The organism is Caproicibacterium sp. XB2, from assembly GCF_044880635.1.
Taxonomy (GTDB): Bacteria; Bacillota; Clostridia; order Oscillospirales; family Acutalibacteraceae; genus Caproicibacterium; species Caproicibacterium lactatifermentans.
Genome location: NZ_CP173227.1, coordinates 1,615,083 through 1,635,349, shown reverse-complemented (window position 1 = coordinate 1,635,349; position 20,267 = coordinate 1,615,083). Strand labels below are relative to the sequence as shown.

General features: G+C 49.3%; 16 protein-coding genes. 13 read left to right on the top strand and 3 right to left on the bottom strand.

What is annotated here, in order from left to right; translation table 11 throughout:
* The first annotated feature begins 1 nt into the window (after nt 1).
* The 11 genes from ACIHKT_RS08155 to ACIHKT_RS08105 all read left to right on the top strand — a co-directional run bounded on the left by ACIHKT_RS08155 (nt 2) and on the right by ACIHKT_RS08105 (nt 14,802).
* Nucleotides 2-1,759, top strand: coding sequence for an ABC transporter ATP-binding protein (locus ACIHKT_RS08155; protein ID WP_086036501.1), 1,758 nt, complete (start codon nt 2-4; stop codon nt 1,757-1,759).
* Nucleotides 1,756-3,540, top strand: a complete 1,785-nt coding sequence (locus ACIHKT_RS08150) for an ABC transporter ATP-binding protein (protein WP_086036500.1) — start codon at nt 1,756-1,758, stop codon at nt 3,538-3,540. Before ACIHKT_RS08155 ends, ACIHKT_RS08150 begins: the two co-directional genes overlap by 4 nt.
* 544 nt (nt 3,541-4,084) lie before the next feature.
* The gene (locus ACIHKT_RS08145; RefSeq protein ID WP_086036498.1) at nt 4,085-4,828 is read left to right on the top strand and encodes a LytR/AlgR family response regulator transcription factor; all 744 of its coding nucleotides are present in this window, start codon (nt 4,085-4,087) and stop codon (nt 4,826-4,828) included.
* Nucleotides 4,828-6,081: a GHKL domain-containing protein gene (locus ACIHKT_RS08140; protein WP_404352292.1), complete on the top strand. Its 1,254-nt coding sequence runs from the start codon at nt 4,828-4,830 to the stop codon at nt 6,079-6,081. Before ACIHKT_RS08145 ends, ACIHKT_RS08140 begins: the two co-directional genes overlap by 1 nt.
* Nucleotides 6,082-6,499: 418 nt before the next feature.
* Nucleotides 6,500-6,931 (top strand): hypothetical protein, encoded by a 432-nt coding sequence (locus tag ACIHKT_RS08135; protein WP_174192800.1) that lies wholly within the window; start codon nt 6,500-6,502, stop codon nt 6,929-6,931.
* Complete coding sequence (gene lepB / locus ACIHKT_RS08130; RefSeq protein ID WP_086036495.1) at nt 6,825-7,430, top strand: signal peptidase I; 606 nt, start codon at nt 6,825-6,827, stop codon at nt 7,428-7,430. Before ACIHKT_RS08135 ends, lepB begins: the two co-directional genes overlap by 107 nt.
* 169 nt (nt 7,431-7,599) lie before the next feature.
* Entirely contained in the window at nt 7,600-10,620 is a 3,021-nt protein-coding gene (locus tag ACIHKT_RS08125; protein ID WP_404352289.1) for a SpaA isopeptide-forming pilin-related protein, read from the top strand.
* Between the two features lie 80 nt (nt 10,621-10,700).
* Nucleotides 10,701-12,200: a SpaH/EbpB family LPXTG-anchored major pilin gene (locus ACIHKT_RS08120; RefSeq protein ID WP_404352287.1), complete on the top strand. Its 1,500-nt coding sequence runs from the start codon at nt 10,701-10,703 to the stop codon at nt 12,198-12,200.
* 96 nt (nt 12,201-12,296) lie between these two features.
* A complete protein-coding gene (locus ACIHKT_RS08115; protein ID WP_086036492.1) occupies nt 12,297-13,163 on the top strand; it encodes a class C sortase in 867 nt (288 codons plus the stop codon).
* A complete protein-coding gene (locus ACIHKT_RS08110) occupies nt 13,160-14,191 on the top strand; it encodes a Cna B-type domain-containing protein (RefSeq protein ID WP_086036491.1) in 1,032 nt (343 codons plus the stop codon). The genes ACIHKT_RS08115 and ACIHKT_RS08110 overlap by 4 nt, the downstream gene beginning before the upstream one ends.
* On the top strand, nt 14,188-14,802 hold the full coding sequence (locus ACIHKT_RS08105) for a sortase (protein WP_086036490.1): 615 nt from the start codon (nt 14,188-14,190) through the stop codon (nt 14,800-14,802). The genes ACIHKT_RS08110 and ACIHKT_RS08105 overlap by 4 nt, the downstream gene beginning before the upstream one ends.
* Before the next feature lie 100 nt (nt 14,803-14,902).
* Here the strand turns inward: ACIHKT_RS08105 and ACIHKT_RS08100 are convergent, their stop codons facing one another.
* Nucleotides 14,903-15,844 (bottom strand): glycosyltransferase family 2 protein, encoded by a 942-nt coding sequence (locus ACIHKT_RS08100; protein ID WP_086036489.1) that lies wholly within the window; start codon nt 15,842-15,844, stop codon nt 14,903-14,905.
* Nucleotides 15,845-16,075: 231 nt separating this feature from the next.
* Here ACIHKT_RS08100 and ACIHKT_RS08095 point away from each other — a divergent pair, with 231 nt between their 5' ends.
* Nucleotides 16,076-16,732: a GNAT family N-acetyltransferase gene (locus ACIHKT_RS08095; RefSeq protein ID WP_086036488.1), complete on the top strand. Its 657-nt coding sequence runs from the start codon at nt 16,076-16,078 to the stop codon at nt 16,730-16,732.
* A gap of 82 nt (nt 16,733-16,814) precedes the next feature.
* Here the strand turns inward: ACIHKT_RS08095 and ACIHKT_RS08090 are convergent, their stop codons facing one another.
* Nucleotides 16,815-17,792: an HAAS signaling domain-containing protein gene (locus ACIHKT_RS08090; protein WP_174192806.1), complete on the bottom strand. Its 978-nt coding sequence runs from the start codon at nt 17,790-17,792 to the stop codon at nt 16,815-16,817.
* Nucleotides 17,785-18,099: a PadR family transcriptional regulator gene (locus ACIHKT_RS08085; RefSeq protein WP_086036486.1), complete on the bottom strand. Its 315-nt coding sequence runs from the start codon at nt 18,097-18,099 to the stop codon at nt 17,785-17,787. Before ACIHKT_RS08085 ends, ACIHKT_RS08090 begins: the two co-directional genes overlap by 8 nt.
* Nucleotides 18,100-18,836: 737 nt before the next feature.
* Between ACIHKT_RS08085 and ACIHKT_RS08080 the strand changes: the two genes are divergently transcribed.
* Nucleotides 18,837-20,114 carry a CAP domain-containing protein gene (locus tag ACIHKT_RS08080; RefSeq protein WP_404352283.1) on the top strand — a complete coding sequence of 426 codons (1,278 nt, stop codon included), beginning with the start codon at nt 18,837-18,839 and terminating at the stop codon, nt 20,112-20,114.
* Nucleotides 20,115-20,267 lie beyond the last annotated feature (153 nt).

Below are 20,267 nucleotides of genomic sequence, written 5' to 3'. Positions count from 1 at the left end.
CATGAAACTGATTTTTAAGTACCTCGGACACTACAAAGGGTGGTGCTTGCTGGACTTCCTCTCGGTTTTCGGCTTTGCGCTGACCGAGCTGGGAATACCGACACTGATGGCAAAGATGATTGACGGCGGTGTGATGAAAAATGATACAGGCTATATTCATAAAATGTGGCTGACCATTCTTATCATTTCGTTCATTGGTGTGACAGGAATCATTTTGCTCGGGTACTGCTGCGCACGCATTTCTTCCAATGTGACGGCGGATATGCGCAGTGACGTATTTGCGCGGGCCCAAAGCTTTTCCGATACCGAGTTTGGCAAGTTCGGCGTTTCCTCTATGATTACACGGACCAACAACGATGCCTTTCAGGTGCAGATGTTTTTGAATATGCTTTTGCGTACAGCACTGATGACGCCGGTTATGTTAGTGGCCAGTTATGTTATGATTCTGTACGCGTCAGTGAAGCTTTCTCTGATTGTGGCGGCGACTATTCCAATTATTGTGCTGGGCGTGGTCATTGTTGCGCGGCTGTCGAAGCCCATCAGCGAAAAACAGCAGGATTCCCAGGATGGAATGAACCGCATTACTCGTGAAAATTTGACTGGCATTCGTGTAGTGCGTGCCTTTACCAATGATAAATATGAGGAAAAACGCTTTGCGGGTGAAAATGAGCAGTACGCTAGTTGCTCCAAAAAAATGTTTCTGCTGATGCAGCTGACACAGCCGGCATTTTTTCTGATAATGAATATTGCAAGCGTGCTCATCTACTGGCGCGGCGCGCAGCTTTTGGGAATCGGCCAGCTGCAAATTGGCCAGCTGACCGCATTTGTGGTTTATTTGTTCCATGCCATGATGTCCACTATGCTGTTCTGCACTGTCTTTATGATGTACCCGCGTGCAGCCGTCAGTGCTCACCGGATTCAGCAGGTGCTGGACACTGTTCCGCTGGTGCGGGACCCGGTGGGTGGCCTGCAGATGCAAAAGCCGGTACGGGACCTCACCTTTGACCATGTGACCTTTGTGTATCCGGACGGCGACGAGCCGGTTTTGCAGGATGTTTCCTTTTCGGTGCGGGTGGGACAGACCATTGCCTTTGTTGGCAGTACCGGTTCCGGAAAGAGCACGCTGGTGAACCTGATTCCCCGCTTTTATGACGTGACCGGCGGCAGCATTCAGATAAACGGCACGGATATTCGTGAGTACAGTCTCAGCTCCCTGCGCGGCGCTATGGGCTTTATTCCGCAGAAAGCATTTCTGTTTCATGGAACCATTGCCGACAATATCCGTTTCGGAAAAGAGGATGCAAGCAAAGAAGAAGTGGAGCACGCGGCGAAAGTCGCGCAGGCGTATGATTTTATTATGGAAAAGCCGGGCGGTTTTGACGAAACCATTGAGGAGAACTCAGTCAATACCTCCGGCGGACAGCGTCAGCGGCTTTCCATTGCGCGTGCTGTTGTGCGCCAACCGCAGATTTATGTGTTTGATGACTCTTTTTCTGCGCTGGATTTTCGCACGGATGCAAATCTGCGCCGGGCACTGCACAGTGAAACCCAGAACGCGATTGTTGCCATTGTGGCACAGCGGGTGTCTACTATTTTGGATGCAGACTGTATTGTTGTGCTGAATGAGGGCAAAGTTGTGGGCATGGGCACACATCAGCAGCTGCTGCGTACTTGCCCTATTTATTATGAGATTGCCGCCTCACAGTTGACGGAAGCCGAGCTGCAGGAAAGTGCTGGGGAAGGGGGCAATGCAGAATGAAAAAGCGGAAAAAACAAGGGAAAAGTACTCTTAGTCAGCTGCGGCCGTACTTTGCGCCTCACAAATGGGGATTTTTGATGAGTGCGCTGATGGTCATTGCCCAAAGCGTCTGTTTGGCGATAATGCCGTCAGTGGAAGGCCGGATTACGACCCAGCTTGCCGCGGACGTGACAGACATGGCAAAGCACATTTCCGGCGCAGGCATTCACTATCAAGCGATACTGCATATCATTTTAATACTCGTTATCATCTTTATCATCAAGACGATTGTCGGGGCGCTGTCCATGATTAGTGTGACACATGCCACACAGGGCACCATGCAGACACTGCGCGATGCCCTGCAGAAAAAAATCCATACTCTGCCGGTCAGCTACTTCGATGAACACCCCTATGGCGATGTTTTGAGCCGTATTACCAACGATGTGGATACCATCAGCAACGCCTGCCAAATGACACTGCTTGACATTGTCGGCGGGATATTGTCCGTGGCGCTGGCGCTGGTCATGATGTACCGGATTCAGCCTGTTATGGCGGCCGTCGGTACGCTGATTATTCCGCTGGCACTCCTGATTACTTGGGTGGTTGTCCGGTGCAGCCAAAAACAGTTCCGCCAGCAGCAGGACGCAGTGGGACAGCTAAACGGCCGTGTAACGGAATTATACACAGGGTATCATGAAATATTATTATACAATAAGCAAAAATCAGCGGAGCAGGATTTCCGCAAGGTAAACCATCACCTGCAGCACTATGTGTTCCGTGCGCAGTTTTTGTCCTCTACCATGTCGCCACTTATTTTGCTGGTGACATATTTGATAATCGGCAGCACGGCGGCCCTCGGCTGCAATTATGTGCTGGCCGGTGGGCTGACACTGGGTGCACTGCAGGCGTTTATCAACTATATCTGGCAGCTGAATGACCCGCTTTCACGAATTTCACAGATGTCCGGACAAATACAGTCAGCTTTTGCCGCGGCCGGCCGTGTAACGGACTTTTTGGCACAGCCTAATGAGGTTCCGGAGGCAGACCCACCGGCGGAACTGGGAAAGGTGCATGGTCAAATATCGTTTCAGCATGTAAGTTTTAGTTATGGAGAGCGGGAAATCATTCACGACCTCAGCTTTACGGCTCAGCCCGGGCAAATGGTAGCCATTGTTGGGCCTACGGGTGCAGGCAAAACCACACTTATCAACCTGTTGCTGCGTTTTTACGATGTAGGCAGCGGCCGCATTCTGCTGGATGGCCGGGATATCCGTTCCTTCCGCCGGGATGACCTGCGTTCTGCTTTTGGCATGGTGCTGCAGGATACATGGCTGTTTTCCGGCAGCGTTGCGGACAACCTGCGCTATGGAAAATTGAACGCCCGCCGGGATGAAGTTGTTTCGGCGGCAAAGGCCGCTAATGTGCACCACTTTATCCGTACCCTGCCGAATGGCTACGATATGCGGGTGAACGAGGAGGGCAGCAACATTTCACAGGGTGAAAAGCAGCTGCTGACCATTGCGCGGGCACTGCTGAGGGACCCGCCCATACTTATTTTAGATGAAGCAACTTCCAGTGTGGACACACGGCTGGAAAAGTGCCTGCAGGACGCCATGCAGAATTTGCTGCGCGGACGCACTAGCTTTGTTATTGCACATCGGCTTTCTACCATTCGCAGCGCGGACCTTATTTTGGTACTGCAGGACGGACGCATTGTGGAACAGGGAACACATCAGTCGCTTATGGAAAAAGGCGGCTTTTATGCCCGTTTGTACAATGCACAGTTTGTACAGACAGAATAGTACATAATAAAATCGAAGAATAAAAAACGGACAGATGCCGCACCTTGCGGACCTGTCCGTCTTTTTTATCTGTTTATTTTGCCGTTCAGCCGCCACACAATGAACGGAACAAGTTCTAAAAAACTCTTTTTCAAAGTGTACGGCAGCAGTGGGAAAATATCAACGCGGGGCAAAAAATGTCCCCGACTTCCGGCAGGGAGCGGGGACGCGGCTTTTATAAAAACCCAAAGGGGAATGTTTGGTCTGCCGTGGTCCAAAGTCGGTATTCCGTCCATCTTTGGACTCCTGGCAGCAAAGGAAAAATGTAAAATGCGCGCAGCGCGCAAAGATAATCGTACCACTCCAGAAGTGCGATTTTTGTCGCTCTGTGGAACATCATTGATACGTTTTTTACTGTACCGGAAGGATATGTACGAGGAGTGAACGAAAGGCCAATATTTTGTCAAATATCATGTCGGCCGGCTTCACGTTCATGCAGATGACCTTGCACCGAGGGGAAATTTATTATAGAATGGAAGGGAAATAAAGCAGAAGGAGGAGAAAAATGCTGTGGATTGCGGTATGTGATAATGACAGTTGGGACCTTAATCAACTGGTAAAAGTGACGAATGCCTATTTTTCAAAGCACCCGGAACGCGAAGGTGTAGTCACGGCATTTTCGGATGCAGTGGAACTGGATTCCCAACTGCAATCCGATACGCTTTATGATATTTACGTTGTGGATATTCTAATGCCGAGCATCAGCGGCATCCGCCTGGGCAGGAAAATTCGCAGCGTACAAAAAAATGCCCCCATTATTTATACAACTTCTTCCGAAGAGTTCGCGCTGGATGCCTATCAGAATCAGGCACTGCGTTATCTGCTGAAGCCTGTTTCGCCAGAAGAGCTTTTTTCAGCGCTGGATATGGCTTGTATGCTGCTGGAAAAAGAAAAGGCGCATTTCATCCTAATTAACGGTCGTGACGGAAAAGAAAGCGTAGATAAGGAATCTATTATTGTAGTAGAAAATGTGGCGCGCTCGGCATTATATACCTTGAGCAATGGACAGACCATTTCCAGTGTCTGCAACCGCGGCAGCTTTGATCGGGCGGTTGCACCGCTTTCCAGTGACCCGGCTTTTTTAAAGCCGCACAAGTCTTTTTGGGTAAACATGCGGTTTATCCGTACCGTGCAGCGTGACAGCCTAGTTTTGGACAATAACCGGGAGATTCCCATCAGCCGCAACCGCTTTGCCGACGTCAACCGGAGATACCTGCGGTTTTTAGCACATGATGGGGAGGAATTCTAATGGAATGGCTTCAGCTTATACAGTACCGTATTTCTATGGCCTTTCTGCTGACATTTCTATATTTTTTTCTGCCCATGCGATATACAAAGCCGAAAACAATACTGCTTTTGCTGCTTTGCTTTTTGGTAACCAGTCCAGGAGACTATGCCCAGTGCTTTTTGCCGGACCAGATTCTGCCGGCTACCCTGCTGGAAATTTTGGTCCTACAGCTGTTTGTCCTGCTGCTCTGCCTTTACCGCGATTGGCGTGCGGTAATGACGGGTATCATGGCGGCATGTTATGTGCTGCCTGGAAATGTCCTGTGTTCCATGCTGTATTACTATGGAAGTATTGTCGGAAAGAACCCCGACTATACCAGCGCTGCCTTTGCTTTTACCGTGCAGATTGTAGTGCACGCTGTGTTCCTGCTCCTTCTCATTTTGTTTTGCAGGAAGCAATATCTTTCTGTCATAGAAGACAGTAGAATACATTGGGGCGGTATTTGCCTGTCCCTGGCATTGTATTATGTGGTAGTCTGCACCATGATGGTTTGGCCTACAAATTTTTACAAGTATCCGCAGAAAGGTGTCCCTATTTTACTGATGCTCGCCGCGATGATATTTACTTATTTCTTCGTTTTTAATTTAGTTTCTGCAGTTAAGCAAAGCGAGAAACTGAAACATAACAATGAGTTGCTGGAGGCCTATGCGGCTGCGTTAAAGCGAGAAGTGGAACATGAAAAAAAGTCCAAAATAGAGATGGCTATTCTCCGCCACGATATGCGCCACAGCGCAAACCTGGTTTTTTCTTATTTAGAAAACGGCGATACGGACAAAATACGCGGGATGCTACAGCAATATGTACAGCGGCTGGACCACACGGTTGTTGCAAACTACTGCAAAAATACAGCTGTCAACGGTGTGCTGACCGCTGCTGCCGAATTCGCAGAGAAAAAGAAGGTACAGTTTCAGTGCCGGGCAGATGTACCAAAGCAGCTGCAGGTAAATGAATTTGAACTTTTGACAGTTTTGCTCAATTTGCTGGAAAACGCCGTTAATGCAGCTGCCAATGTGAAAGAACCGGAAAAGCGTTTTGTCCATGTTCTGATGCACCCAGCTAAAGATAAGACAATCCTCGAAATCACCAATTCCTATGCGGGGACCGTTACATTTTCCCACGAAACTGGTCTGCCAGAATCCACGCGGGGAGAGGGACACGGTTATGGTCTGCGCCAGTGTACAGGCATTTTCCAGGAAAAGCCACGCTACGTTTGATTGTGAGGCTGAAGAAGGAATTTTTACTGTTCGTATGCTGCTGCCTTTGTGAGTACCCGCGGGGCGGGCAAGAGGCTTTTTCAGGGACCCGATAAATCGGGTCCCTTTTTGCGTACTTTTTTCGACTATTCTGCGAAACAATGTGACTATAGTGAAATTCATAAAAACGCAGGAGATTTTTCCTAAAAATCAGGGGATTTGTGGAAGCACATCCAGACATGTGTAAAACGTGTATGCTTTTGTGTAAAACGTGTTGCCACAAAGGCCGGTTCCTGTATTACAATGAATAGACAAAAATCAAATGGAAGACAGACTAGTTTATCGCTTGTATTATAAATATTTGGGATTCATATAAAATACATTGATTGTATTTTGGGCGGCCCTTTTCAGCAGGGCGGCCGTTGGCAGAGGAAAAAATATGACGGATAAAGAACTAAAAAAAATGAAGCGGACAGAGCTGCTGGAAGTGCTGGTGGATTTGTCCGAAGAAAATACCAGTCTGCGAAAGCAGATTGAGAGACTGGAACAGCAAAACGCTGCCCTGCAGGAAAAGTTGCAGGACCGGGAAATTCATCTGCAGAAAGCCGGTTCCATTGCGGAAGCGTCACTGCAGCTCAATGGTGTCTTTGAGGCGGCCCAGAAGGCCGCAGACCAATATCTCGAAAATATCCGGGGGCTGAACCAGCAAGCGGAAAGAAAAGCTGCACCATTCCAAAAGAAGGAGGGCAGAAGATTAGAAATCCATGCAGAAAACAACACAAACAAACCTGCAGCCAGCCAAAGCACGGCCGACAACCATACAACTGAAGCAGGAACTTCAGCGGGAACAACACAAAAGCCGGTATCATAAACTACTGCGCAGTACCATTTACATACTGCTGGCTGTTGCGGCGGCCGCAGTGTTGATTGCAACATTGGTCCTGACTGTGCTGCAGGTAACAGGCACAAGTATGGAGCCAACACTGCAAAATGGCCAAATCGTTGTGGCAGTCAAAAATGCAAAGTTTCAAAAGGGAAACATCGTTGCATTTTATTACAATAACAAAATCCTGCTGAAACGAGTGATTGCGAAGGCAGGCGATACGGTCATTATTCAGAAGGACGGCACTGTGCTGGTAAACGGCAAAGCTCTGAACGAACCTTACCTAAAGGAAAAGAGCCAAGGGAAATGTGACATCCAATTTCCCTATCAGGTGCCGGACGGCAAGATTTTTGTTCTGGGTGACCACCGTGCAACTTCCGTAGACAGCCGTTCTTCTTCCATAGGCTGTATTGAAAATGAGTTTATTGTTGGCAAGGTAGTCTTTCGCGTTTGGCCGCTTCCGCAAATAGGGATGGTTGGAAATTAAAAATTCAGAGGGAAAGGAGTTTTTATCCCTGCGAAAACAAATTTATCAAGACAGGTGGAAAATCGCTTACCACCATAAAAAAAGGAAAAATCTGTTCATAGCGGTATGTATCCTTTCCGTATGCACGGTTTTCGGTGTTTTTACGGCGCTGCGACAACCAGCCATTAGTATGGAAAAAGAAAATCCACTGCTGCAGGCGGAAGTTACCAAGGCGGTTTCCGGCAATGATATTCCGGTACATATTATGGCAACGGCGGATACCGAACAGGACTCCACTGTATTTTGCTTTACACCGGACGCTGTCAATGCGGAGCTGTCGGATACGTATCAGTTCGATGCCAAGAATGAAGTAAAAGTGGCGGCAGCCGATAAGACCACCATCCTCGATTTGCACCGTGTTACGGAAAGCGGCAAACCGGTTACCTACTGGTTTGCACTGGAGAAAGGCAAATCCGTAAAAGTAGACCTCAGCTGGACTGCAAAGGCTGCGGCGGACCAGAGCACAACACAGCAGGTAAAACTGTATGCCGCTTCCGCAGCAGACCTAAAAGCCGCAAAAGAGGCAATACAGGCAAAGCAGTCTTCCGGCACAGCGGAAACCGCCGATGGTTCTGTCAGCCAGCCGCTTGCGCTGAACTGGGAACCAGAAGCAGTTTCCTCTGAGGGAACATCCTCACAGGTGTCTTCTTCCAAAGCAGCTTCCTCTGAAGTGTCTTCTTCCGAGGCAACCTCTGCACAGGTGTCTTCTTCTGAAGCGGCTTCCTCTGAAGTGCCTTCTTCCGGAGCATCCTCCTCACAGGCGTCTTCTTCCAAAACAGCTTCTTCACAGACAGAATCTAAGGTGGTTAGACAAAAGCTTACCGCTTCCGTGTATACAGACAGCAAACGCACACAGGCAGTCAGCGACGGCACTTCCATTACAGTAGAGGGAGACCTGCCGCAGGGGACTACCGCAGTGGCTTACCCGGTACAGGTCAGCATGGAAAAGGCAAACGTGCTGGCGGCGTATGATATTACCCTGCTGGACAGCACCGGAAAAGAATTTGAACCGGCCAGCCCGGTGAAGGTGTACATCAACACACCGCGGCTGAAAAAGGCCGCCGGTCCGGTGGACATTTATCATGTACAGACCGGTACAGCCGATAAAAGTGAAAGCACTGCGGCTGTCAAAGCCACCGTCACGCAGGACAAAGCTGCCAGCACCAGAACCGCCGCAAAGGTCGCGGGCGCGGTGCTGGTGCAGCAGCAGGGCACGGTACAGTTCAGTGCCAGCAGTTTCTCCATTTACGTTGTGACATCGGAAACGATTTCGGTCGGCGACACAAGTGCGCTGTCTACGGCGTCGACTTTGGACGTGCTGGCGTGCAGCGGAAGGTCCGGGCAGCACCGGAGTGCGCTGTCTACGGTGTCGACTTTGGACAGCACTGCTATGGGCGTAACGCTGCAGATGTTTGACTATAACAGCCCGGCGAACATTGGCGGCGGCGGATATAACGGAACAACCGGTTCCATTACACAGGGGCTGTTGTCCAACAAGGTTGGTGAGAATGGGTTCCCAACCTGTGTGAATAATGGTTATAGCCTTTCTAACTGGTTCACCAAGGGCGGCAGCGGTACTTCCTATTCGAACGATGCTAACCATCTGTTCCTGCAAAGCGAGTATGACAAGACTCACTACCTTTACTATGATGGTTCGCAGAACTTTGCCTCCTTCGACAAGGCCAGCGGCAACTTTAAGGTTTACAACCAGCTGGGCACGCCAAATGGTGATCCCCGGTTTTTCTTTCAGCGCGGCAACTTCATGCCGTTCAATACGCTGAATATAGGAAACGTTCGGAACCATAACCGGTATGTTCGGAACCATAACCGGTATGACTATTTAGGTCATGAACTGCCTACGAGCGATGCCCGCTATAATGAAAATCTTTATGGCTTTAACGAGAGTAATAACTACTTCTTTGGCATGTATATGGAAGCCAATTTTGCGCAGCCGAAGAACGGGCTGGTAAACGGCAGTCCCATGCGGTTCGAGTTTACCGGTGATGACGATATGTGGGTGTATATTGACGGCAAACTGGTGCTGGATTTGGGCGGTATTCATGATGCACAGAGCGGTTATATCGACTTCAGCACCGGTGAAGTTGGCTTTTCAACAACGTCTCAAATCGGAGGAAATTACAAAGAGAACATAACTTCTATTAAAGACATGTTCAAGGCGGCCAACGACAATATGACCGCCAGCACGTTCGATAACTATTCAACGCATAAGATTCAAGTGTTCTATATGGAACGCGGCGCCGGTGCTTCCAATCTGCGCATTAAGTTCAATATGCCATCTGTCCCGAAAGGCAAGCTGAGCATTTCCAAACAGGTGGAAGGTGACGCGGATACGAATGCCACCTATCCAATGAAGCTCTTTGTTGACGGCAAGGTACAGGCAAATGCAGCCTATACTTTGAACGGTGACAGCACCCCATATAAAACGGATGAAAACGGAGTCTTTCAGTTGAAGACCCGCCAGACGGCTGTGTTTGACGGCATTGATGACAGTGCGAAGTATTATGTACAGGAACTGAACAGCGCCGATTACGCTGTTACTTTCAATGGTGCTAAGGCGGTGCTCCAAAAAGACAACACGACCGCACAAAGCGGTGATTATACGTTCGATTCCGATGGTTCCTTCGTGGCTGTTACCAACAAGGTGAAGACATCCGGGTTCATGCTGCATAAAGTGAGCAAGGACAGCAAGACTTCTCTGTCAGGTGCACAGTTTACGCTGTATAAAAACGATAAAGCAGACGGAACCGGCAGCTGGAGAGCTTATCTGGGCGCCGACAAGACCGGCGTCTATACCGTAGATGGGAGCGGGCAGGTGAACATTACAAACCTGCCCAGCGGGGCATACAAACTGATAGAAACCAAGGCGCCAGCTGGCTACAGTGCATTGGGCGAACCCGTTACTTTCAAGGTAGATGCCCGGACGGGAAGCATTACACCGGTGAACAGCTGGCCCACAGATGTTTCCTTTGAGAATAGCACCATGACTGTAAAAGATGAAAAAGGGTATGTCCTGCCGGAGGCAGGCGGAGCTGGCACAGGAAAATTCTTCGGAGGCGGTCTATTGCTGATGGGTGCGGCCCTGTGCACATGGTACCTCAAAAAACAGTACGCAAAAGGAAGCTGCCGATAAAATCAGATTCCCAGTGCTGTTTTTCATAAAGCAAACACATTTAAACAAAAATCAGTTTTAGGAAAGGTGAAGAATAATTTATGAAGAAAATGCTAAAACGTATGGCAGCAATTGCTGCTGCAGCTGTCATGACCGCCGCTGTTGCTGTTCCAGCATGGGCAGCAGACGGTTATACCATTACCATTCAGAACGAGACCGCTAACCATACCTATGAAGCCTATCAGGTATTCAAGGGCGACCTGAGTGAAAGCACATTGTCTAATGTACAGTGGGGCGATGGTGTCAAGGGTGCTGACCTGCTGGCAGCTTTGAAAGCAGACGATGCTACGAAAGCAAGCTTTGCCAGTGTAACAGATGCCGCCGGTGCCGCAAAGATACTGGACGGCAAAGATAACGATGCCGATTTGGTTAAGGCTTTCGCACAGGATGTCAACAAGAACCTTTCCACAGTTGCAGGTACCAGTACGTACAATACGACAGCAAAAAATTACACCATTTCCGGCCTTGCCGCAGGCTATTATCTGGTAAAAGATAAAAACGGTACACAGAGCGGTAACGATGACTACACCCGTGTGATGCTGGAAGTTGTAAATAATGTTCAGGTAAACCCGAAGAACAGCAAAGATGTTCCTACTGTTGACAAAAAAATCGTTGAAAACGGAGAAGACAAAGCAGCAAACGACTACAACGTCGGCGATACTGTTTCCTTTAAGCTGACCGGCACGCTGCCGAGCAACTATGCTGACTACAAAACTTATCAGTATAAGTTCAACGATACACTTTCCGATGGCTTGACTTATGACGCAGATTCCGTTAAAGTTACTGTAGGGGATACAGATGTTACCACATCCTTTACAACAACAGCTGATGAACAGAAGCTGACGGTTGCTTGTGCAGACCTGAAGAAGGTTACTGGTGTAGATAAAGACAGCCAAATTGTTGTTACATACACCGCGAAACTGAACAATAAGGCTGTGCTGGGCACCGCTGTCGGCAACAAGAATGAAGTTACTGTGACCTACTCCAACAACCCGAACAATGATGGTTCCGGCGACACGGGCACAACTCCGCCGAAAGATGTTACAGTTTACACCTATGAGCTGAAAGTTACCAAGGTTGACGGTGCTGACAATAAGACACCTCTGGCAGGCGCAGGCTTTAAGCTGTACAAAAATGTTGCTGACGGCGACAAGACCGTTGCCAACTATGCTGTTATCACAGACGGTAAAGTATCCGGCTGGACAACGGACATTTCCAAAGCAACAGAACTGGATACTACAGCAGACGGCGTTATTGCATTCACAGGTCTGGACACCGGTGACTATTTCCTAAAAGAAACGAAGACACCGGCTGGCTACAACACAACCGCTGATGTGGCTGTAAAAATTGGCACAACTGAACAGAACATGGTCGCAACAACTGGTATTGAATCTATGAATGTTGCCAACAACAAGGGCACTGTCCTGCCTGCTACCGGCGGTATGGGCACACGCATCTTCACAATCGTTGGTATCTGCCTGATGGCTGGCGCCGCCGTTCTGCTTATCACAAAACGCAGAATGAACAGCGAAACAAAATAATTTTGTTACCCTTCGTTTCATATCTCAATGAATTCCAATAGATAACTGGTTCCCAGCGTGCAGCTAGCCCGGCACACTGGGAACAGGGAGAGGCCTATGAAGAAACCAGCCAGAAAGAATAGAACTAGTATTCTTTTGATCGTTGTTTTTCTTGTAGGTCTCTCCGTGTTATTATACCCCTCAATCAGTAACTACTGGAACCAGTTTCATGCGTCCCATGCCATTTCCAAGTACGAACAGACCGTGTCCCATCTGGATGAAAACAGAAAAAAGCAAATGTTGACAGTGGCTCGCCGGTACAACGACTTACTGCGCGGCGGCGAAGACCAGCACCACATGACCGCCGCCCAGCAAAAGGAGTATAATAGCTTGCTGAATGCGGATGGAACCGGCGTTATGGGGTATGTAGACATACCGAAAATCCATGTCTCCCTGCCCGTGTACCACGGCACCAGCGACGCGGTTCTTGCCGCTGGTGCCGGCCACCTGCAAGGCTCCTCGCTGCCGGTGGGCGGTACCGGCACCCACGCAGTCATTACCGGACATCGGGGTCTGCCCTCCGCCAAACTGTTCACGGATCTTGACAAAATGCAGGCCGGTGATACCTTTTCCCTAACTGTGCTGGGCGAAACACTTTACTATAAAGTGGACCAAATTAAAATCGTCCTTCCCAGTGAGGTGGGCAGCCTGACCATTGACCCAAAAAAAGATTATGTTACACTGATTACCTGTACGCCTTACGGCATTAACACGCACCGCCTGCTGGTACGCGGCGTGCGTACAAATGGCCCCAATACCGTCAATGCGGCGGCGGACGCTGTGCAGATAGACCCCATGCTGGTTGCGCCGGTTGTTGCGGCGCCAATTCTTCTGGTCCTGCTGATTATGCTGCTGACTTCTACCGCAAGAAAACGCAGGGATAAGGGGACACCGAATTTTGGAAAGGATGAGAGCAAAAAATGAGAAAGAAACTCCGTTTCAGCGGATTTCTGGCAGTAGTACTGATGCTGCTGCTGTGTGTGATGCCGTTTAATTCCATGCATGCCGCGGACGTGATAGAACCAACGAAGAAGGGTTCCATTTCGCTGCAGTTTCAGGGCGGTGGTGCGGCACTTTCCGGTGTTCCTGTAAATATTTACCGTGTCGCATCCGTTTCCCAGGACGTCCACTTCACCATGACAGGCATGTTCCAGGATTACCCGGTTGTACTGGAAAACCTTTCAGATGATGAACTGACAACCGCAGCGTCGACCCTGAGAGATTACACAATCGCCGATAAAATCAAGGTGGACACATCCCTCAGCTCTGACGAAAGCGGGAACGTAAAGTTCCGGAACTTGGCTACCGGTATGTATCTGGTCATTCCCAACAGTGTAAAGATAAGCGGGACCGAAGACGAAGCATATACGTTTGCCCCGCTTCTCATTTCTGTGCCGGAATCCCTTGACAGTTCATGGAATTACGACATCGTTTCTATGCCAAAAGCGGAACGGAAGTTCATTACTAGTGATTCTTCCGCCAGCAGTGACGATACCCAAACAACCGGAAAAGTTATGAAACAGTGGGCGGACACCGGCCATTTGGACCAGCGCCCGCAGGAAATAACCGTTGAGATACTCAAAAACGGCGAAGCATTTACTACACAGAAGCTGTCTTCCAACAACAACTGGATGTTTACATGGCAGATAGATAACACAAAAGATACCTGGCAGGTCGTGGAAAGAAATGTACCGAGCAGATACACGGTACAGGTCAACAGTGACCAAACAAGCCACTCTTTTGTCGTGACGAATACCTATTCCGGCAAGGTACCAGGCAGAGGTCCCGGCGGTCCAACAGGCGCCACAACTCCCGTTAATGTGTCAAAATCGCAGGGCTCCCTGCCGCAGACCGGACAGCTTTGGTGGCCGGTTCCGCTTATGGCAGCTACCGGTATGGTATTGGTTGCGGTTGGCTGGTCCGTAAAAGCAAGGAACAGAAAAAAATCATGAAAACGAAGAAAACGAAATCTAAAGCAGGCAGCATTTTTATAGTGACGGGCATAGCGCTTATTTTGGCCGCGCTGGCGCTGGTGGTATTTAACCGCTGGGATGACTGGAACGCCGGGAAAATAGCGAGTGAAACGCTGAAACCCCTGCAGCAGCAGATCTCCACTTCTGTCGGTGGCGGCACAGCTTCCCCCAGTGAGATGCCTATGACCGAAGTGAATGGAAGGTCATACATTGGCATTGTCAGCATTCCCACACTGGGGCTGACGCTGCCGGTGCAGAATGAGTGGAATTACCCGAACCTGCGGAAAGCGCCCTGCCGATATCAGGGCAGTGTTTACACACATTCGCTGATTATCGCGGGGCACAATTACCAGGGCCACTTTGGCAGGCTCAATACGCTGAATGTGGGTGACGCTGTACAGTTTACCGACGTACGCGGCAATACATTTGATTATCAGGTTTCTTCTATGGAAACCATTGATAAATATGATGTCAGTCGCATGAAATCCGGCAAATGGGATTTGACACTGTTCACCTGCACCATTGGCGGAAAAAAACGTGTGACTGTCCGCTGTACACAGATGACCACAGCGGCTTCCGCACAGACATAAAACTAAACTCCAGGCCTCCGCCGCAGTGCACGGCGGGGACCTTTTTGTATTTTAGGCAGAAAAAAGCACCCAATTGGGTGCTTTTGCTGTATGAGAAGATTTACTTTAAATGTTTTTCAATGTGGAAACGCGGGCGGGCTTTTACTTCGGCGTACAGTTTGCCCACATAGGTGCCCACCACACCCAGACAGATAAGCTGCACGCCTCCCAGAAGCCACAGGGAACAGAGTGCAGCGGTTTGTCCGGCCAGCAGGCTGCCGGCAAAGTGAGAGATAAGCGCGTACAACAGCCCGACCACAGCCACCAGCGTTACGCCGATACCGATGTTGGTAATGATTTTCAGCGGCTTAATGCTGAAAGAGGTGATACCGTCTATGGCGAAGTTCAGCATCTTTTTCAGCGGATACTTGCTTTCTCCGGCAAAGCGCTCGTGACGGTTATAATAGACAAAGTCGCTGCGGTAGCCAATCAGCGGTACAAGGCCGCGCAGAAATAGGTTCACTTCTTTATATTCGCTGAGCGCCTCCAGCGCACGGCGGCTCATCAGGCGGTAGTCCGCGTGATTGTACACAATGTCCACACCCATGCGGCTTAAAAATCGGTAAAAAGCCTCGGCACTGGTACGTTTAAACCAAGTGTCAGTATCGCGCTTGTTGCGTACGCCGTATACTACGTCACAGCCCTCCTCAAACTTTTGCACAAACTGGGGCAGGACGCTGACATCGTCCTGCAGGTCAGCATCCAGACTAATGGCACAATCTGCTTCGTCTTTGGCAGTCATTAAACCAGCCAAAAGGGCGTTTTGGTGGCCGCGGTTGTGGGCAAGTTTCAGGCCGGTTACAAGCGGATTCTGTTGGTGGAACTGCTCAATGAGCTGCCATGTGTGGTCCTTGCTGCCATCGTCGACAAAAAGCATTCGGCTGCTGACATCCACAAGGCCTGCATCTATCATTTTGTGCAGCTGCAGGTTCAGTTCCTTTATGGTTTCGGGCAGGACTTTTTCTTCATTGTAACATGGTATCACTAAGTATACAGTAGACATATTCTTCCTCTTTTTACTATTTATCGGAATTCTCTGCTTTCCTATTTTAGCATTTTGGTATCTGCTTTACAAGATAAGGAATCAACCTACACCGTATATGAAAGAAAAGCGAACACTGTGTGAAAACGCCGCATGGAACGGTAGTGTTCCACCCATGTGTGATATAATGAAAGCCGCCGAAGCCAGGGCAGCATAGGCGGGCAACTGGGTGTCCGAGGGAAAGGATATGCCATGAAAAAACGCGAACTCAAAACCAAACATTTACAGGTAACGCCTATGACGGATGAGGAACTGCAAGAAGAAGCTGCCGGTCAGACGGAGGAACGTTTGAAACAGCTTTATACTGAAATAGGCAGCAGCTGCCGTGCCCGCCCGGAACAGCGCCTGTGGTATACGGTGTGGCGCATTACCCTGCGGGAAAGCGGGGAGCAGGCGGGTACCGTTGGTTTTTTAGGCGCACCGCAAAATAGTGCCGTGGAACTGCGCTGCAGGATAAACAGTGACTTTCGTGGCCAGGGTTATGCGGAAGAGGCCATACGTGCCGCCGCGGATTGGGCTTTTTCTCAACCGGATATGTATTTTGTTACAGCGTCCATAGAAAAGGACAATGCAGCTGCAGCGGCGGCGCTGGAAACCGTGGGCTTTGCCCGCTCCGGTCAAAAAAAGGATATGCTTTACTATGAGCTGGAGAAACCCCGTACCTGTTGGGGCAGTATTTGTTTTCTGTTCGGGTTGGCCATTGGTTATGCCTGTGGAATGAGTTCCACTGATATGTGCATCGGCATGGTGCTGGGCATGGTAATTGGAATGCCGTTTGACCGGCAGGACCGGGAAAAGCGGAAGACCCTGCGGGAGGCACGCATGGGGCACACAGGACTGCGCCAATAAACCAATAAATAAGAATTTTAAGATGCCGCAGGGTTCCACTGCGGCATCTTTCTTGAACAATCATACAAGAACATAAAACGTTTCATTCCGGTACTAGCTTTACGTCAATGGAGGCGTTGCTGGTCACAGCGGACAGACTGCACGCTTGGCCGGGGAAGGACCAGTCTGCGGGCAGACTGCTGCGGCCGTTGCTGGTGTGGCTGTGAATGGTGTAGTCCCGCGGGTCACCATGCAATGTGGCATGAATGGGGGCATTGCAGGTCTTTAGCTCGACGTTGTTAGAGGACAACTGTTCGGCGCGAACAGGGCTGTTGCTGGTGTGCAGGGACAGGCGTGTTGGAAAGCGGCAGTCCTCAGCCTGTAGACGGCCATTGCTGGTTTTGGCGGTGCAGCTTTCACCACTGCAGTTCAGAAGAAGCAGACGGCTGTTGCTGGTTCTGGCCTGCAAGGTGCGGCACACGGTACTGGTGATGAAAATGCAGGCATTGCTGGTTATAAAGCTGCCGGTGCCAATGCTGTGCAGGCTGTCGACGGTGATTTTGGCGTTGCAGGTCTGTATGGACAGACTGCCGCTAAAGTTGACAGGGACCTCCAGTATAAGGCTGCGTGCCCCGTGGAACAAATCGCGCCAGAAGAAGGGCTGCATAGTGATGGTGTGGCAGAAGGAAAATGTGCTGTTTTCCTCGGTAACGGCCACATGGTCATTTCCCAGTGGGGAAAACAGTACCTGTACGGTTTCAATCTGTGCATTTTCACGCACTTCTATCCGCAGGTTTTGGGCTGTAAGAATAATCGCGCCGACCGGTTCTTTGGAGGCGTAAATATGCTGACCATCGGAAGAGGCTGGCTTCCGCGGTGCAGTGCGTCCGTATTCGGCGCAAATGCTGGCGGCAATCTCTTTTGGCGAGCCGAAATCCTGAATGACGGATTCTTCCGATTTTCCGTTCTCTATGCCGTCGCAGATGAGCTCTCCGTAATACTCCAGTACGCGGCGGCGTTCCTCTTGACTTAGGTTTGTGAGACCGAGGGCAAGTTCTTTCAGAAAAGTTTCTTTAGTCATGGTTGGCTCCCTCCACAAAGGCATAAATTTGTTTCATTTCGTCGGCTTCATCCAGAAAGGCCTGTACCCGGTCAAGGCCGGGCTGCTCAATTTGGTAATACTTGCGAGTGCGGCCGTTATAAGCTTTCCGATAGGTGGAAACACAGCCGTTCGATTCCAGCCGGCGAAGAATGGGGTACAGGGTGGACTCGGAAATTTGAATACAGGCTGACACATCACTGACAATACGGTAACCGTAGGACGGCCCGCGTTTCAGCACCGCCAGTACACAGACGTCCAGCACACCTTTTTTTCTTTGTATGTCCATGGTACACTTCCTCTCTATAAAAAATATGGGCATATACTATGCATTGCATACTGTACGATACATAGTATATACAAAAAATGCGTGCTGTCAAGTCCTTGTGCGGATTTTTCTGCGGGAAAGGGCCATCTTATGGTAAAATAACAAAATGAATATAAAGTGAAAGCAGAAAGTCGGAAAGGGGGTGCGTAACAAAAACCTACAGAGGGATTTTGGACAAGCCGTGAGAGCGGGATGTGCCCTGCTGCTTTTTTGGATGATAGCACCGACTGCACAGAGGACATCGAAAACTGTGTATTATACTATACGGAAGGGTCAAAGGCCACAGGTATGCTGTTTCAGCATATTTGTGGTCTTTGTTGTTTGTAATAAAAAACAGTTTGTCTATTCCCCGGAGGATAACAAGAAGAGACGTCAAAATATACAAACAAAAAGGTAAACATCAGTGCTATACAGCAAGAGAGTGAATTATCAACACTTTTATGTCGCAAATTTAACCGACAACACATAAAATATAGACAGCCAAACAGGAGGCCCGTATAGGTTATATTTTTATAAACAGAGTTCTATAGCACATATACAGATTGGATTAGATTGCAACAACTTACACAAATATTTTCAATTTTATCAGAAAAATATGAATTATATTTCAAAAAATATTTGCAATATAGAAAAATGTATTGTATGATGTAAACGTAAATTAAAAAAGCACAAAATTTTTTGTAAAGGAAGCTGATAATATGAATGCAAAGAAATGGAAAAGACTCGTGGCAGTAGTGTTGTCAGCGGGCATTTTGTGCACTGTTACCTTGCCTACCTTCGCGGCAGATTCCATAAATGCCACAAAAGGAAATGCGACATCGTCCAGCTGCATAAAACTTCCGCAGGGTTTTACCACAGATACATGGAAGGAACTGCAGCTGATAAACCGCGTCCGCCACAATGAAGGCCAAGAAGACCCCTTGTCTGCTTACACCAAGCTGAACGCAGCGGCCCAAACCCGTGCACAGGAATCCGATACTCAGTTCTCCCACGTACGTCCAAACGGCACCTCCTGCTTCACTATTTTTAAACAGTATGGTATTTCCGCGTACAGCGTGGGCGAAAACCTTGCACAGCGCTTTACAGATGCCGGCTCAGTTGTGCAGGCATGGATGGAAAGTACCGGTCACCGCGCCAATATCCTGAATGCCAACTATGCATTTATCGGTATGGGCGAATACACAAAGAATTCCGTTACTTCTTGGTCACAGCTATTCACAACCGCCAGCTCCCGCCCAACAGGGCTGTCGGTTGAGAATCCACCCAAAGAAATTTTGGCCGGCCGCCGCCTGTTTGACATTGGAACTGTCCTGCGTTTGCAGTATGGCAGCACCACAACTTATCTGCCGCTGGATGACTGTATGTGCAGTGGACTGAACACCAGACGCACCGGTACCCAAAACATCACAGTCAATGTGCGCGGTGTCACAACTACTTTTTCTATCAATGTCATATCGCCAAACGGCATTTCCCTGACAGAGGATTCCGTTTACCTGCAGCCCGGTGCAACCACCACTCTGAAGGCAACGAAAAACAGCAATGGCTCCCAGGTAACCGAAGCGATTGCGTGGACTTCCAGCAACCCGAGCGCTGTCACTGTGGAAAACGGTGTTGTTCATTCCGTGGGCAATGGCAGTGCTGAAATCACTGCCAAGACAGCGACCGGTTCCGACACCTGTACAGTTTCTACCATCTCGGTTAAATCGGATACCACGATGGACTTTTCTATTCGGAAAAACAGTACATATACCTATCGCTTTGAGGTCATTGCCCCACGCGGTACACAGCCGAACATCACAACCGGAAACGGCGGTGTCCTCCGTACAGAAGGTTGCATGAAGCGTGTGGAAAACGGCCATGATGTGTATTACGTCAAAGTTCGCGCAATTGGTAAAGTCGGCGAAGAAACCGGCGTTTACACGACATTGCCTGGTCAGCAGGCTGTCCGTCACTGCAAGATTCGGATTGCGGCCTAATCTTTGTATATATGCTTTGGTATAGATGATAAGATGTTTGAATGTATCTCTCCATTATAGGGTCCCCTGAAAAAATCCGCTGTTTTCCAAAAGGCATACGGCAGATTTTTTGCTGCCTTGCAGCAGGGAAGGACCGTGGGGACCGCCGCTGCA